At 71.9% G+C, this 14,499-nt stretch carries 14 protein-coding genes; 6 read left to right on the plus strand and 8 right to left on the minus strand.

Annotated elements, in window-relative coordinates:
• The 3 genes from pdxA to VI078_15775 form a co-directional block, all read left to right on the plus strand.
• On the plus strand, positions 1–792 hold a 792-nt coding region (gene pdxA / locus VI078_15765), incomplete at its 5' end, for a 4-hydroxythreonine-4-phosphate dehydrogenase PdxA (GenBank protein ID HEY6000743.1).
• A 37-nt stretch (positions 793–829) separates the two neighbouring features.
• A complete protein-coding gene (gene rsmA, locus VI078_15770) occupies positions 830–1,669 on the plus strand; it encodes a 16S rRNA (adenine(1518)-N(6)/adenine(1519)-N(6))-dimethyltransferase RsmA (protein ID HEY6000744.1) in 840 nt (279 codons plus the stop codon).
• Between the two features lie 72 nt (positions 1,670–1,741).
• Positions 1,742–2,842, plus strand: coding sequence for a hypothetical protein (locus tag VI078_15775; GenBank protein ID HEY6000745.1), 1,101 nt, complete (start codon positions 1,742–1,744; stop codon positions 2,840–2,842).
• A 28-nt stretch (positions 2,843–2,870) separates the two neighbouring features.
• Here VI078_15775 and VI078_15780 read toward each other — a convergent pair whose 3' ends face one another.
• The 4 genes from VI078_15780 to VI078_15795 form a co-directional block, all read right to left on the minus strand.
• Positions 2,871–3,470, minus strand: a complete 600-nt coding sequence (locus tag VI078_15780; protein ID HEY6000746.1) for a peroxiredoxin — start codon at positions 3,468–3,470, stop codon at positions 2,871–2,873.
• 163 nt (positions 3,471–3,633) lie between these two features.
• Positions 3,634–4,650, minus strand: coding sequence for a cytochrome d ubiquinol oxidase subunit II (gene cydB / locus VI078_15785; protein ID HEY6000747.1), 1,017 nt, complete (start codon positions 4,648–4,650; stop codon positions 3,634–3,636).
• Positions 4,651–4,674: 24 nt separating this feature from the next.
• On the minus strand, positions 4,675–5,979 hold the full coding sequence (locus tag VI078_15790; protein HEY6000748.1) for a cytochrome ubiquinol oxidase subunit I: 1,305 nt from the start codon (positions 5,977–5,979) through the stop codon (positions 4,675–4,677).
• Between the two features lie 2 nt (positions 5,980–5,981).
• Positions 5,982–6,428, minus strand: coding sequence for an Rrf2 family transcriptional regulator (locus tag VI078_15795; protein ID HEY6000749.1), 447 nt, complete (start codon positions 6,426–6,428; stop codon positions 5,982–5,984).
• Between the two features lie 125 nt (positions 6,429–6,553).
• On the opposite strand from VI078_15795, the gene VI078_15800 reads away from it, so the two are divergent.
• Both VI078_15800 and VI078_15805 read left to right on the plus strand, forming a co-directional pair.
• The gene (locus tag VI078_15800; protein ID HEY6000750.1) at positions 6,554–8,209 is read left to right on the plus strand and encodes a ribonuclease J; all 1,656 of its coding nucleotides are present in this window, start codon (positions 6,554–6,556) and stop codon (positions 8,207–8,209) included.
• Positions 8,210–8,412: 203 nt separating this feature from the next.
• Positions 8,413–8,703, plus strand: a complete 291-nt coding sequence (locus tag VI078_15805) for a Smr/MutS family protein (GenBank protein HEY6000751.1) — start codon at positions 8,413–8,415, stop codon at positions 8,701–8,703.
• A gap of 141 nt (positions 8,704–8,844) precedes the next feature.
• Here the strand turns inward: VI078_15805 and VI078_15810 are convergent, their stop codons facing one another.
• Positions 8,845–9,261 carry a PilZ domain-containing protein gene (locus VI078_15810; protein HEY6000752.1) on the minus strand — a complete coding sequence of 139 codons (417 nt, stop codon included), beginning with the start codon at positions 9,259–9,261 and terminating at the stop codon, positions 8,845–8,847.
• 72 nt (positions 9,262–9,333) lie between these two features.
• Positions 9,334–10,635 carry an HD domain-containing phosphohydrolase gene (locus tag VI078_15815; GenBank protein ID HEY6000753.1) on the minus strand — a complete coding sequence of 434 codons (1,302 nt, stop codon included), beginning with the start codon at positions 10,633–10,635 and terminating at the stop codon, positions 9,334–9,336.
• A 249-nt stretch (positions 10,636–10,884) separates the two neighbouring features.
• Here VI078_15815 and VI078_15820 point away from each other — a divergent pair, with 249 nt between their 5' ends.
• Positions 10,885–11,931, plus strand: coding sequence for an energy-coupling factor ABC transporter permease (locus VI078_15820; GenBank protein HEY6000754.1), 1,047 nt, complete (start codon positions 10,885–10,887; stop codon positions 11,929–11,931).
• A gap of 48 nt (positions 11,932–11,979) precedes the next feature.
• On the opposite strand, the gene VI078_15825 is transcribed toward VI078_15820, so the two are convergent.
• Together VI078_15825 and VI078_15830 are read right to left on the minus strand one after the other, a co-directional pair.
• Positions 11,980–13,002 (minus strand): lipocalin-like domain-containing protein, encoded by a 1,023-nt coding sequence (locus VI078_15825; GenBank protein HEY6000755.1) that lies wholly within the window; start codon positions 13,000–13,002, stop codon positions 11,980–11,982.
• Positions 13,003–13,205: 203 nt separating this feature from the next.
• The coding region (locus VI078_15830) for an ABC transporter permease (GenBank protein HEY6000756.1) at positions 13,206–14,499 on the minus strand (1,294 nt) is incomplete at its 5' end.

Below are 14,499 nucleotides of genomic sequence, written 5' to 3' on the forward strand. Positions count from 1 at the left end.
GCCGGGCACTGCCCGCTCGTCGAGACCGGCCCCGAGCGCGATCCGCTGCCGCCGCTGGGCCGCCCGGGCGCGGCGGGCGGACGCGCGGCCCTCGAAGCCCTGAGCGAGGCGATCTGCCTGGCGCTCGACGGCCGCGTCGCCGGGATCGTCACCGCGCCGATCAGCAAGGAGGCGATCCGGGCGGCCGGCTCCCCCTTCCCGGGGCACACGGAGCTTCTCGCCGCCTTCACGGGGACGAAGCGCTACGCGATGATGCTCGTGGGCGGGCCGCTGCGCGTGGTCCTGGCGACGATCCACGAGCCGCTCGCCCGCGTGCCGGCGCTGATCACGCCGCGGGTGGTCCGCGAGACGATCGCGCTGACGTGGGAGGCGGTGCGCGACCTCGGGCTGCGGCGGCCGCGGATCGCGGTCTGCGGCCTGAACCCCCACGCCGGCGAGGCGGGCCTCATGGGCCGCGAGGAGCGGCGGATCATCGGCCCCGCGGTCCGGGCGATGGCGGCCAAGGGCGTCCCGGTCACCGGCCCGCTGCCCGCGGACACGGTCTTCTTCCGGGCGGCGCGCGGGGAGTTCGCCGCGGTCGTCGCGATGTACCACGACCAGGGGCTCGGACCCCTCAAGACCCTCGCCTTCGACACCGGCGTCAATGTCACGCTCGGCCTGCCGATCGTCCGCACCTCGGTGGACCACGGCACGGCGTTCGACATCGCGGGCAAGGGCGTCGCGAGCCCGGCGAGCCTGCTGGCGGCGGTCGAACTGGCGGCAACGCTGGCGCGGCACAGAGGGCGGGCTTGAAATCCCCCCTGCCCCCCTCTGCCAAGGGGGGGGACTCTTGAACGCCAGTCACTTTCCTGCCAAGAAGTCCCTCGGGCAGCACTTCCTGCGGGATCGGGGCGTCCTTGCGCGGATCGTAGCCGCTGCGGCGCTCGGGCCGGACGACCGCGTCTTCGAGATCGGCGCCGGCGACGCGACCCTGACCACGCCGCTGGCTGCCGCCTGCGGCAGACTGGTCGCGCTCGAGACCGACCGGCGCCGCCTGCCGGCCCTGCGCGCCCGCTTCCCGGAGGGGGGACGCGTCGACATCGTCGAGGCCGACGTCCTGCACTACGACCTCGGGGCGCTCGCGCCGCTGGCGCCGCTGAAGTGTGTCGCGAACCTCCCCTACAACATCGCCACCGCGGTCCTCGACCGCCTGCTCGCGCGGCGCGGGACGTTCTCGCTGCTGGTGCTGATGTTCCAGAAGGAGGTCGCGCGGCGGCTCGTCGCCGGCCCCGGCGACCCGGCCTACGGCTCGCTCTCGCTCGCGACGCAGTACCGGGCGGAAGCCGAACTGGTGTTCACGGTACCGCGGGGGGCGTTCGCGCCGCCGCCGAAGGTCGAGTCAGCGGTCGTGCGCCTGGTGCCGCGCCCCGAGCCGCTGCTCCCGCCGGAGGCCGAGCGGGTCTTTGAGACGCTCCTGCGCGCCGGCTTCGCCCAGCGACGCAAGCTCTTCCTCAACTCGGCCGCCGCCTCGGGCCGGGCGATCGACCGCGATGCGCTCGCCGCCGCGCTGCACGAGCTCGGCCTCACGGAGAAGGCGCGGGCGGAGGAGATCCCCCTCGAGGGCTTCCTCCGCCTCGCGACGCTCCTGATAACCACCCCGGCAGGCAAGGGAGCACCGAGAGCGCATTGACGTCCCGTCACCCCGGACGCATCAGAGCGGTGGTACACTCCCACCCCCATGAGTGACATTACGATCCGCCCGGTGCGAACGAAGGCCGACGAGCGCCGCTTCATCGACTTTCTCTACACGCACTACCGCGATGCCAAGCACTGGGTGGCGCCGCTGCGCATGGAGCGGCGCAAGCTGATCGACACCCGGAAGAACCCCTTCTACCGGCACGCCGAGCGCGAGCTCTTCCTCGCCGAGCGCGGCGGGAAGATCGTCGGGCGCATCGGCGCCATCGTGAACCACAACCACAACCGGCGCCACAACGACCGGGTCGGCTTCTTCGGCTTCTTCGAGAGCGTCGACGACCCGCAGGTCGCCGCGGCGCTTCTCGAGGCGGCCCGCGGCTGGCTGCGCGGCCGCGGGATGGACGCGATGCGCGGGCCGGCCAACCCCTCGGTGAACGACGAGTACGGGCTGCTCGTCGAGGGTTTCGATCTGCCGCCGGCCGTGATGATGCCCTACAACCCGCCGTACTACGCGGCGCTCCTCGAGGGCTGCGGCCTGCGCAAGGCCCGGGACCTCTACGCCTATCTGCTGACGACGCCGGAGACGGTCGCCAACGCCAAGCTCAAGCGCGCCCACGAGGTCTTCCAGAAGCGCAGCGGGCTGGTGTACCGCTCCCTCAACATGAAGGACTTCCCGGCGGAGATCGCGCGGATCAAGCAGGTCTACAACCGCGCCTGGCAGGGGAACTGGGGCGAGGTCCCGATGACCGACGAGGAGTTCGACGCGCTGGCCGCCGACTTCAAGCAGGTCGTGGAGCCGGAGCTGGTCCTCTTCGCGGAGACGCCGGCCGGCGACGTGGCCGGGTTCGCGCTGAACCTCCCGGACATCAACCAGGTGCTCAAGGACAACCCCCGCGGCGGCCTGCTGCGCGGGCTCTGGCTGCTGCTGACCCGGCGCAGGCGGATCGACTTCTGCCGGGTCATGGTGCTCGGCGTGCTCCCGGAGTACCGGCGCACCGGCGCGGCGGGCGTGCTCTTCTATGAGTACGCGCTGCGCGCCGTCAAGCTCGGGTACCGCGGCGGCGAGGCCAGCTGGATCCTCGAGGACAACGTGATGATGGTCCGCGCCGCCGAGATGATGGGCGGCCGCCTCTACAAGACCTATCGCATCTACGAAGCGCCGCTCTAGTCCCCCTCTTCCCGACCCGTCCGGCGGATCAGAGTTCCTGGTGGTGCTCGGCGAGGTACTTCGCCACGCCCTCGGGGGTCGCCTGCATCCCGTCCTTGCCGGCTTCCCACCCCGCCGGGCAGACCTCGCCGTGCTTCTCGGTGAACTGCAGCGCGTCGACCATCCGCAGCATCTCGTCCACGTTGCGCCCCAGCGGCAGGTCGTTGACCACCTGGTGGCGCACCACACCCGCCTTGTCGATGAGGAACGAGCCGCGGAAGGCGACGCCCCCGTCGGCCTCGACGTCGTAGGCGCGGCAGATCTCGTGCTTGACGTCGGCGACGAGCGGGTAGCCGACCTTGCCGATGCCGCCGTTCTCCACGGCCGTGTTCTTCCACGCCAGGTGCGTGAACTGCGAGTCGATCGAGACGCCGATCACCTCGACGCCCCGCTTCTTGAACTCCTTGAGCCGGTGGTCGAACGCCAGCAGCTCCGAGGGACAGACGAACGTGAAGTCCAGCGGATAGAAGAAGACGACGGCGTACGTGCCCTTCGTCGCCTTCGAGAGGGTGAACTGCGCGATCTCGTTGTTCCCGAGCACCGCCTGCGCCGTGAAGTCCGGCGCCTTCTTGCCGACCAGCACTCCCATTTCGTTCTCCTTTCCTGGTTAAACCACTGTCCTCGACACCAGCGCGAGCGGGATTTTTCGTCCTGGCAAGGCGCCCGAGGATGCGGCTGCGGAGGCGTACGAGGTGTACGCCGCACAAAGCCGCGACGAAGGCAACGCCGCCAGGGCGGAAAAGACCCTCGCGCTATTCGTAGGCGGGGCTCTCGCGGGTGATCTTGCCGCTGAAGAGCCGGTACACCCAGAACTGGTAGCCGATGACGATCGGCACCATGACCAGCGCGACCGCCAGCATCACCCCGAGCGTCGCCCCGGTGGAGGCGGCGTTGAATGCCGTCTTCGAGAAGGCCGGGTCAAGGCTGGAGGGGAAGATGTTCGGGAAGAGCCCGGCCACCCCGAAGAAGGTCGCGCCCACGATCGTCAGCGCCGAGAAGCCCCAGGCCCCGCCCCAGGAGCCCCGCGCCATCGCCACCCGCGTGCCGACCAGGCCGACGACCGCGAGCACCGGGAGGACCCAGAGCACCGGCATCGCGAGGTAGTTGGCATACAGCGGCGTCGCGAACCAGCTCGCGCCGAGGAAGGCCACCGCGATCACCAGCAGCGCCGGCCAGAGCTTCGCGGCCAGGGACGCGGCGCGCTCGTGCAGGCCGCCCTCGGTGCGCCAGGCGCCCCAGAGCGCCCCGTGCACGAGAAAGAGCAGCACGAAGAGCGCGCCGCCGAGCAGCCCGTAGGGGTTGAGGTAGGTCAGCAGGTTGCCCTGGAAGACGCCCTCGCGGTCGATGGGCACCCCGGCGAAGATGTTCGCGAACGCGACGCCGAAGAGCAGCATCGGCAGCGCGCTCGCGACCGTGAAGAGGCCGTCCCAGCGCGCCCGCCAGCCGGCGCCGTCGACCTTGCCGCGGTACTCGAAGGCGATGCCGCGGATGATGATCGCGAAGAGCAGCAGCATCAGCGGCGTGTACATCGCGCTGAACATCGCCGCGTAGGCGTCGGGGAACGCCGCGAAGGTCGCCCCGCCCGCCGTCAGCAGCCAGACCTCGTTGCCGTTCCAGAACGGCCCCATCGCGGAGTAGATGACCCGCCGGTCGGTCTCGTCCTTCGCGAGGAACGGCATCAGGGAGCCGAGCCCCAGGTCGAAGCCGTCGAGCATGAAGTAGACCGCCCAGAGCACGCCCCAGAGAATGAACCAGATCGTCTCAAGCATTGCCGTCCCCTCCCCTCGCCCGCGCTAGTCCGCCACCGGGCCGCGGCGGGCGAAGCGCGCCATGAGCGAGATCGCGATGAAGCCGAGGATCCCGTAGACCGCGACGAACGCGACGAGGCTCGTCGCCACCTGCACCGTCGCCAGCCGCGACACCGCAGCCGACGTCTTCATGACGCCGTAGACGATCCACGGCTGCCGCCCGACCTCCGCCAGGATCCAGCCGGTCTCGATCGCGATCCAGGGCAGCGGCAGCGCCCAGACCATCAGCCGCAGGAAGCCCGGCCGCCCGGCGGGGTTGCCGCGGACGAGCCAGGCCCCCAGCGCGACCAGCAGCAGCAGGGAGCCGGCGCCGACCATGATCTTGAAGGAAAGCCAGGAGGGAAAGATCGGCGGGCGCTCCGACGCCGGGAACTCCTTGAGCCCCTTGACCGTGGCGGCCGTGTCGTGGAACGCCAGCAGGCTGAGCAGGCCGGGGATGGGCAGGGCCTCGACGGCGTTGCGCTCGCCGGATGGGTCCGGCCACTGGATCAGGTACATCGGCACGTTCGCGCCCGTCTCCCAGTGCGACTCCATCGCGGCGAGCTTCGTCGGCTGCGTCGCCGCGACCTCGGAGCCGCTGAGATGGCCGAGGCCCACGACGACGAGCGCCGCGGCCGCCGCGAACGTGGCGGCGAGGCGGAAGGACTTGGTGAAGAACGCGACGTTCTGGCCGCGCAGCAGGTGCCAGGCGCTGATCCCGAGCACGAAGAAGCCGGCGGCCGCGTAGGCGCCGCTGACCGTGTGCACGAACGTCATGAGCGCGAAGCCCTGCGAGATGACGGCGAGGAAGTCGGTGACCTCGGCGCGGCCGTTGCGGATCGTGTAGCCGACGGGGTGCTGCATCCAGGAGTTGGCGGTGAGGATCCAGTACGCCGACATGTTGGACGCGAGCGCCACCAGCCAGATGGCGACCGCGTGCGCCTTCGGCGAGAGCTTCTTCCAGCCGAGGGCCCAGACCGCGATGAACGTCGACTCGAGGAAGAAGGTCACGGTCGCCTCGATCGCGAGCAGCGCGCCGAAGACGTCGCCGACGTAGGTGGAGTAGCGCGACCAGTTCGTGCCGAACTGGAACTCGAGGGTGATGCCGGTGACCACCCCGATGGCGAAGTTGATGAGGAAGAGCTTGCCCCAGAACTTCGCCATGCGCCGGTACTCCTCGTCGCCGGTGCGCACGTAGACCGTCTCCATGATCGCGATGAGCACGGAGATGCCGAGCGTCAACGGCACGAAGATGAAGTGGAACAGCGTCGCGGCGGCGAACTGCAGCCGCGACAGGAACAGGACGTCCATGGCTACCTCCTCCTCGGTTTGTTGGCCTTGACGGGCGGGACCGGCCGCTCCTGCGCGGCGAGGGCCGCGAAGGTCGTGCCGGCGAGCGTCTCGCGCAGCTGGCGGCGCGCCTCGGACCAGACGCGGTGCGCCGGGCAGAAGCAGGAACGGGAGCAGGACTGGGGGTGCAGCACGCACTTGTTCAGGGAGAGCACCCCCTCGCCGGACTCGACGACCTGCAGCAGGGTGACCCGCTCCGGCGGCACGACCAGCTCGTAGCCGCCGCGGGCCCCCTGGTGGATGCGGATGATGCCGGCGCGCGCGAGCCGCTGGGCGATCTTGCCGAGGAACGGCTCGGGGATCTCCCGCGCCCGTGCCACCTCCTTCCGGGGGACGACCCGGCCCGACGGCTCGAGGGCCAGGTGCAGGATGCAACGCACCGCGTATTCAGTCGCCCGCGTGATCTCCATTGCCGACCTCCAAACTAAGATATATAGGACGTTGTTAGTCTCATTTGTGGTGAAAGGTATCCCCGCCCCGCCGGGCTGTCAAGCGGAAAATCGCGCCGCGCGCGTGCCGTGCTATGATCCGCGCGATGGCGGCGGTGGACCTCATCCCCCTTGGCGGCCTCGGCGAGATCGGCCTGAACTCGCTCGTCGTCTGCTCTGACGGCGAGGCGCTCCTCGTCGACTGCGGCCTGATGTTCCCGGAGGAGGAGCACCTCGGCGTCGACGTCGTCATCCCCGACTTCACGCACCTGGCGGAATGCGGCGACCTGCTGCACGGCGTGGTCCTGACGCACGGGCACGAGGACCACATCGGCGCCCTGCCCTACTTCCTCGACCGCTTCGACGTGCCGATCCACGGCACGCCGCTGACCCTGGCCCTGGTGCGCGAGAAGCTGCGCGAGTTCGACCTGGCGGACAAGGCGCGCCTCGTGCCGCTCCAGGACGGCGAGACGATCGCGCTCGGGCCCTTCGCGGTGGAGACCATTCCGGTCGCTCACAGCATCCCCGCGGGCGTCGGCCTCGCGATCGACACGCCGGCCGGACTGATCGTGCATTCCGGCGACTTCAAGCTCGACCCGGCGCCGGTCGACGGACGCGCGACGGACCTGGCGCGCTTCACCGCGCTCGGCGACCGCGGCGTGCTGGCGCTGCTGGCCGACAGCACCAACGTCGAGCACGCGGGGAGCACCGCTTCCGAGAGCTCGCTCGCGCCGGCCCTGCGCGCGATCGTCGCGGAGGCGCCGGGACGGGTGATCGTCGCCACCTTCGCGTCGCACATCCACCGCATCCAGCAGTTGGTCGACATCGCCCGCGAGACGCGCCGGCGCATTCACCTCGCGGGCCGGAGCATGGTCTCGGTGGTCGGCATGGCCTCCCAGCTCGGGGCGCTGCGCCTGCCCTCCTCGCTCCTCGTCGACGCCGGCGAGCTGCGGTCGCTCCCCCCCGAGCGCGTCCTCATCCTCACCACCGGCAGCCAGGGCGAGCCGCTCGCGGCGCTCTCGCGCATGGCCGTCAACGACCACAAGCAGATCTCGATCCTCCCCGGCGACCGCGTCGTGATCTCGGCGCGCGTCATCCCCGGCCACGAGAAGGCCATCGCGCGGACGGTCAACCACCTCTTCCAGCGCGGCGCAGACGTCTACTACGGCAGCGACGCGGGCATCCACGTCTCGGGGCACGGCAGCCGCGACGAGCTGCGGGCGCTCATCCGCGCGGTCCGCCCGCGCCACTTCGTGCCGGTCCACGGCGAGTACCGCCACCTGGCGCGCCACGCGCGCCTCGCGGCGGAGGCCGGCGTCGAGCCCGCTCGCGTCATCGTCGCGGAGAACGGCGACCGCATCCGCTTCGCCGACGGCGAGGCCGAGCGCGCCGGGCGGATCGCCGCGGGGAGGGTGCTCGTCGACGGGAAGGCCCACGGCGACATCCACGACGCCGTCCTCAAGGACCGCCGGCGCCTGGCGCAGGACGGGATCATCCTCGTCATCCTCGGCGTCAACCGCCAGACCGGCGAGGTCGTCTCCGGGCCGGACATCGTCAGCCGCGGCGTCGCCTTCGCCGGCGAGGAGGAGGCGCTGCTCGCGGACGCGCGCGAGGTCGTCGCCGGCGTCCTCGCCGAGACGGGGGCGGAGGTGCTCACGGAATGGGGCGAGGTGCAGATCAAGGTGCGCAAGGCGCTGCGCAAGTTCGTCGACAAGCGGCTGGAGCGCCGGCCGCTCATCCTCCCGACGGTCATCGAGATCTAGTGGCGGCCCGGACGGATATATGCCGATGTGCGCTTCGGGGTCCTGTCGCTGCGCACCCCCGTCGAGCGCCCGGAAACGCCCGCTGCCTCGCGCCGTCGAATGGCGGGCGCTTCCATGGGGGCTCCGCCCCCTCTGGCGCGGCGCTGGCGCGCCGCTGTCACCCCCCGGGGCCGACGTCATGAGTCCGGGACAGGAGCCAGCCGATGAACGCTGAGCAGCATGACGACGAGCCGGTCGAGATCCCCATCGACGGGGTGCTCGACCTGCACACCTTCCGGCCGCGCGACGTGAAGGAGGTCGTCCCGGAGTACCTCGCCGCCTGCCGGGCGCGCGGCATCCTCGCGGTCCGCATCATCCACGGCAAGGGCGACGGGACGCTGCGGCGGACGGTGCACGCGCTGCTGGCGCGCGAGCCCGCCGTCGTGGACTACGCGCTGGCCGACCCCGGCGCCGGCGGCTGGGGGGCGACCCTCGTGACCCTCGCCCCGCCATGATCCGCGCGTGCGCGCGGATCCGGAAGAACCGCCTGTGCACCAAGTTCCGAAAGTGTGCCTTGACTCGATTCCGAGCGGCCGTGCGGTGTGATCAAGCAGGGGGCCTGCCTTCCTGAAATCCGCGCTTCGGCGCGGATGTGCTCACTCGCGGACGGTGAAGCGCAGCCTCGTCGAGGCCGCCTCGGACGCGCGGTCCCCGAGCTGCCAGGCCTCGATGATGTGCAGGTGGCCGAGGAGCAGCGCGTAGCGCGCGTCCGACATCTGCTCGAACTGGAGGCCGGCCATCCGCAGGTCCTGCACCGCGCGCGCCCAGCGGACCCGCGCCACGACCTTGAGGTCCTCGGCGTTGCCGTCCTTGGCGATCAGGTGCAGGCTCGCGAGGACCAGCTGTCCCGGCGCGAGGTCCTGCCGTACGTACAGGCCCAGTCCGCCGCGGCCGATGCTCGCCAGGTAGCCGATCTCCGGCGAGCCGCCCTGGACCACGACCTCGACCGGCCCCATGGCGCTCAGGCGCAGGTGCCTGCGCTTCTCGATGCCGCTCCCGTCCGTCATCATCATGTCACCGGATCATAGCACGGGGCCCGCCCACGCAGGCGCACGCGCGCGGGCGCGGCGGCCGCGCACGGCGCCTCAGGCCGCGGTCGGCTGGGGCCGCGCGTTGGCGGCCAGCTCGAGGAAGGCCCGGTAGCGGTCCGCGGCGGCCTCCTGCGCGCGGTGCCGCACCTCTGCCGCCTGCTCGCGGTTCGCGACCATCGTGCCGACGATGTCGGCGTCCATCTCCCCGCCGTCGGCCATGCCGCGCAGGATGCCGACCGCCTCGCGCGGGCTCATCCCCCGCCGGTACGGGCGCTCCTCGGTGAGCGCGGTGAACACGTCCGCGACCGCGACGATCCGGCTCTCGCGCGGGATCATCCTGCCGGGGACGTGGAACGGGTACCCCGAGCCGTCGAGCCGCTCGTGGTGGTAGCTGGCCCACGTGTTGATCTCCTCCATGCCGCGCACGCGCCCGAGGATCTTCCAGCCGTGCAGGGGGTGCTCCCGCAGCGCGACGCGCTCGGCCGGGTTCAGGGGCCGCTCCTTCTCCAGCGTCTCGCTGGGGACGGCCAGCTTCCCGAGATCGTGGAGTCCGGCAGCGATGGCCACCTTGCGGGCCGGCGCCCCGCCGAGGCCCGCGAGCGGCGCGAGGAACGCGGCGACCGCGGCCACCCCGCTGGTGTGTGTCGCCGTGAACCGGCTGCGAAAGTCGACAAGCTGCCAGAAGAGCTTGGCCAGGCTGCGGAAATCCGCCTCCGACAGCGGGACCGTGCCCAGCAGGGGCTCCTCCCTGAGATCCTGGTCGCTCCACGCGCCGACCTGGCGCGCGAAGCCCGCACGGCCCGCCGTCTCCAGCAGCGCCTCCACGAATTCCGGCACGAAGCGCGCGCCGGAACCCTCGGTCACCCCCCGCAGGTCATCGCGGCCCAGCCCCGCGTCGCGCGACCAGTCGATCGGCAGCACGCTGACGCGGTCGGCGAGGTGCAGCAGGTGGCTGCCCAGCGGGACGGGGCGGCCCCGGAAGGACTCGCCGCCCCGGTTGTCCCACGGCAGGTGGTGGTAGCGGACGATCTCCGCGGCGCCCTCGAAGCGCGGGAACGCCCTCAGCAGGCGGTAGCTGGCTTCCGCGTGCTCGTGGGGGTTCTGGACCTCGAAGCGCATGATCTCGAGCCTCTCGCGCAGCGAGAAGGCGCCGGCGTCGTGGAGGGCGGCCGCCAGCAGCAGATCGGTCTGCTCGGCCGGGGGGAGGTTGAGGGTCCGGGCGAGCGCGCGGGCGATGCGCGTCACACGCAGGTGGTGGTTCGCCACCGCGGGGCACATCAGATCGAACGCGGCCGAAACGGAGAAGACGACATCGCCGAGGCGGATCTCCAGCCCGTCGCCGCGATCCGTTTCCATGTGCTTGCACCCTTCCTGTCTCGCCGGGGCGGGACGCTCCAAGGTGGGCCTGCACGCGTATCGCTCTCTTAGGCAATATATGCCTGCGATACGCCGTGGGGCCGGAAATCTCGCCGCCGGATCCGCCCTTCAAGTCCGGCGCCCGGGTGCCACGACGTCCGATAGTTGTAACACCCAGCGGCGAATCGGGTACAATCATGTGCAACATCGGCAGCCGCGTCGGAGCGGCCGCCTGGAGGAACGTGGATCGTGCACATGGCTGACGCCCTGCTCTCCCCCGCGGTCGGGGTGAGCTTCTGGACGGTGTCGGGCGCGTGCCTCGGCCTCTGCGCGAGGAAGGTCAGGAAGACGCTCGACGACCACAAGGTCCCGCTGATGGGCGTCCTCGGGGCGTTCGTCTTCGCGGCGCAGATGATCAACTTCGCAATCCCCGGCACCGGCTCCTCCGGCCATCTCGGCGGCGGGCTGCTCCTGGCGATGCTGCTCGGCCCGTACGCGGCCTTTCTGACGATCTCGTCGGTCCTCGTGGTCCAGGCCTTCTTCTTTGCCGACGGGGGACTCCTCGCTCTGGGCACGAACGTCTTCAACCTCGGTGTCTTCCCCTGCTTCGTCGGGTTGCCGCTCTTTCGCGCCCTTGCCGGAAAGGACCCCTCCCCGGCGCGCACGACCGGCGCAGCGGTCACGGCAGCCGCGGTCGGCCTGGAGCTGGGGGCCATGGGCGTCGTCGCCCAGACCTTCCTCTCCAGGCGCAGCGAACTGGCGCCCTGGCCGTTCGCGGCGCTCATGGGCGGCATCCACCTTCCCGTCGGGATCATCGAGGGGATCGTCACCGCGGTCGTCGCCGGCTATGTCTTCAAGGTCAGGCCGGCCCTGCGGGCGCAGGCGCTCGGCACCGATCCGGCCGCCGGCGAGGCGCGCTCGCTGCGCCCCCTGGTCGCCGGGCTGGCCGCGGCGGCGCTTCTCGTCGGCGGCGCCGTCGTCTGGCTCGCCTCCTCCCGGCCGGACGGCCTGGAGTGGAGCATAGCGCGGGTGACGGGGAAGGCGGAGCTCGAGGGCGCGAAGCACGGGTTTTCCGGCTCGGTTGCGCGCTTGCAGGAGAAGACCGCGATCCTCCCGGACTACGCGCTTCCCGGCAAGGGTGGCGCCACGCCGGCGGGAGCCACCGGCGCCGCCCGGCCTGCGATGGGCACCGGCACCTCGCTGGCCGGCGTGGTCGGCGCGGCGCTGACCCTCGGGCTCGCGTTCCTGCTCGGCGCCGTCGTCTCGCGACGGCGCGGCGGCGTCACGGGGGGCTGAGGCCTGCCGCCCTCGGCTCGACGGCCCGGCGGACTGCGCAGCCATCTCTCAGAACAGCCCTCCCAACCCGCCCGCGTACCCGGTCAACTCCGCATAGCCCTCGACCGCAACGGCCCGCCCGGCCGCGGTGCCGCGCCCGCCGACCGCCCCCTCCCAGTACGTGACGCCGGTGGACTTCTCCGTCTGCAGTTCCTGGTCGGCGACCAGCGGCGATATCTCGATGTCGATGCCGGCGGCGGGGACGCGCAGCCTCCAGCGCGCCGGATAGCTCGCGCCGCTGTGCGGGCTGCGCCACTGCGCGAGCGCCTCGACGGTCGCATCGTCGTGCGCCAGGTGCCGCGGCGTCCCGCCCGCGTCGACGAGCGTGCCGGAGGAGGCGGGCGCGGCGCCGCCGTCGCGGCGCCGCAGCCGGTAGACCATCAGCGCCCGCCCGTCGGAGAACCGCAGCCCGAACCAGTCCCACCCCGCGAGGTCGTCTGCGAGCTGGCCGGAGCCGAACTCGTGGTCGAACCAGCTCGCGCCCCGGACGCCGACTTCGCTGCCGCCGTCCGGGCGGACCGTGCCGGCGGTCTCCAGGTCGGTGACCGACGCGTACCACGAGGCCTGGCCGGGCGCGGGCCCCTTGCGGCTGAGGCCGCCCTCGCCGTGGAGCACGGGCGCGCCGCGGGGCCGCAACGTCAGGCGGATCTCGCATCCGCCGTCGCGGGCCGCGAGGACGAACGCGTCGTCGTGCGCCCCGGCAGACCAGTCGAGGACCCACGCGCGCAACCCGCCGGCGTCCGCGCCCGCGAGCCCCGGACCGGCGCGGGACACGCGCTCGGCGTACCGGAAGGAGCCGGCGGCGACATCCGTGAGCGTGAAGTGCGCGAGGTACAGGTCGCGGATGGACCAGGGATTGCCCGGGTCGGGCGCGCCGGGGACGACGCCCTGGCGGAAGAACGTGAGCTGGTAGCCGAAACGCCGGCCATCGGCGGCCGCGACGATCCCGGTGAAGTACCACCACTCCGTGCGGTAGTCGGGGTGCGCGCCATGGTCCCGCGGGAACGACCACGTCCGCGTCCCCTCCGCCACTGTCCACCCATCTCCCGCGTACCCGTGCGCGCTTGAAACGAAGAGCAGCAGAATTGTTCCCAGAATCGCCTTCAGACGTTGCCTGAACAGAATCAGGATCATCTGGGCGAAGGGGTGGCGCGGAGCGGGGGCCCCCCACGGGGCGGACCGAAGGGAGCACCGTGGGGGTGCTGCGCGACAGGACCCCGCAGCCCGCATCATCCCTACTCTTCCCGCAGTTGAATCTGCGGATACGTCCTGTGCACCAGCCACGCCGGGTACGCCGCCGCCCCGAGGCTCGCGCCCACCGCCACCGCCGCCGCCAGCGCGTAGCTCTCCCACGCCGGATGGAAGAACACCGTCCAGTGGAAGCTGCGCAGGTTGATCACCCGGATGAGCAGCGCCGCGACGACGGTCCCGACCACGGCGCTCAGCGCGAAGCTCGCCGCGCCGAGCCCGATCCCCTCGAGGAAGGTCACCCCCACCGCCTGCCCCGACGAGAACCCGAGCGCCCGGAAGATCCCGAACTCCCGCCGCCGCTCGGTGAAGAGCGTCAGCAGCGCCCCGGCGACGCCGAAGAACGCGGTCACGACGGCCAGCAGCCGCAGCGAGCGCGTCACCGCGAACGTCGCGTCGAAGACCGCGCGGATCGCGCGGTGCAGCTGCGCGCGCCGCTGCACGGGGTAGCCCTCGGCCGCCGCCCGGCGCTCGACCTCCTGCACCGCCGCGTCCCCGGCAGGACCCGGCCCGAGGAAGACGCCCACCGTGTTGACCGTCCGATCGCCGGCCAGCTCGAAGTAGACGGCCCGGTCCATGAGCACCACGCCATGCTCCGAGGTGTAGTCGTGGAAGACCCCCGCCACGGCGAACGCGCGCGGCCCCTCGCGCCCCGCGAGCTCGATCCGCCCGCCGGCCCGCACGCCGAAGCGGCGCGCGAAGCTCTCGCTGACGGCGACCGCGCCGCGGCGCACCTCGTCCCAGTGCTCCTCGCCGCCGCCGCCCAGCCACCGGTAGTGCGCGAAGCGCTGGAGCACGGCCGCGTCCACCGCCTGGATGTGGGCCGGCTGACCCCGGAAGAGCATCGGGACGTAGCGGTAGCAGTCGAGCGCGGCCACCCCGGGAAGCCCGCGCAGCCCGTCGACGAACGACTCGGGGATCGCGCCCTCCGCGGCCCGGCCGATGTAGAGATCGGCGGTGATCTGCGCGGCCATCCACTCGTCGAGCGAGCGCCGGAAGCTGCCGATGAGCGTGCCGAGGCCGATCGACATCGCGAGCGCCACCGTGAAGGCCGCGGTAGCCACCGCCGTGCGGCCGAGGGACCGGCGGATGAAGCCCGCCGCCAGCCGGCCGGGCAGCCCCCCGGCGCGCGCCAGGACGGCTTCAAGGGCCGGGCCCAGCACCACGAGCGCTTCGCCCGTCCCGAGGGTGAGGCCAAGCAGGACGGCGAAGGATCCGGCGATCCCGGCGGCGACCCCGGAATCCGGCAGGACGATGAGGCCGAGCCCGGCGGCGGCGAGC

The sequence above is a fragment of the bacterium genome, assembly GCA_036524115.1.
Taxonomy (GTDB): Bacteria; JAUVQV01; JAUVQV01; order JAUVQV01; family DATDCY01; genus DATDCY01.

Bases quoted from the DNA above. Each gene is read 5' to 3' on its own strand.
- VI078_15780 (HEY6000746.1), bottom strand. From the start codon at position 3,470: ATGGGAGTGCTGGTCGGCAAGAAGGCGCCGGACTTCACGGCGCAGGCG.
- cydB (HEY6000747.1), bottom strand. From the start codon at position 4,650: ATGCTTGAGACGATCTGGTTCATTCTCTGGGGCGTGCTCTGGGCGGTC.
- VI078_15790 (HEY6000748.1), bottom strand. From the start codon at position 5,979: ATGGACGTCCTGTTCCTGTCGCGGCTGCAGTTCGCCGCCGCGACGCTG.
- VI078_15795 (HEY6000749.1), bottom strand. From the start codon at position 6,428: ATGGAGATCACGCGGGCGACTGAATACGCGGTGCGTTGCATCCTGCAC.
- VI078_15800 (HEY6000750.1), top strand. From the start codon at position 6,554: ATGGCGGCGGTGGACCTCATCCCCCTTGGCGGCCTCGGCGAGATCGGC.
- VI078_15805 (HEY6000751.1), top strand. From the start codon at position 8,413: ATGAACGCTGAGCAGCATGACGACGAGCCGGTCGAGATCCCCATCGAC.
- VI078_15810 (HEY6000752.1), bottom strand. From the start codon at position 9,261: ATGATGATGACGGACGGGAGCGGCATCGAGAAGCGCAGGCACCTGCGC.
- VI078_15815 (HEY6000753.1), bottom strand. From the start codon at position 10,635: ATGGAAACGGATCGCGGCGACGGGCTGGAGATCCGCCTCGGCGATGTC.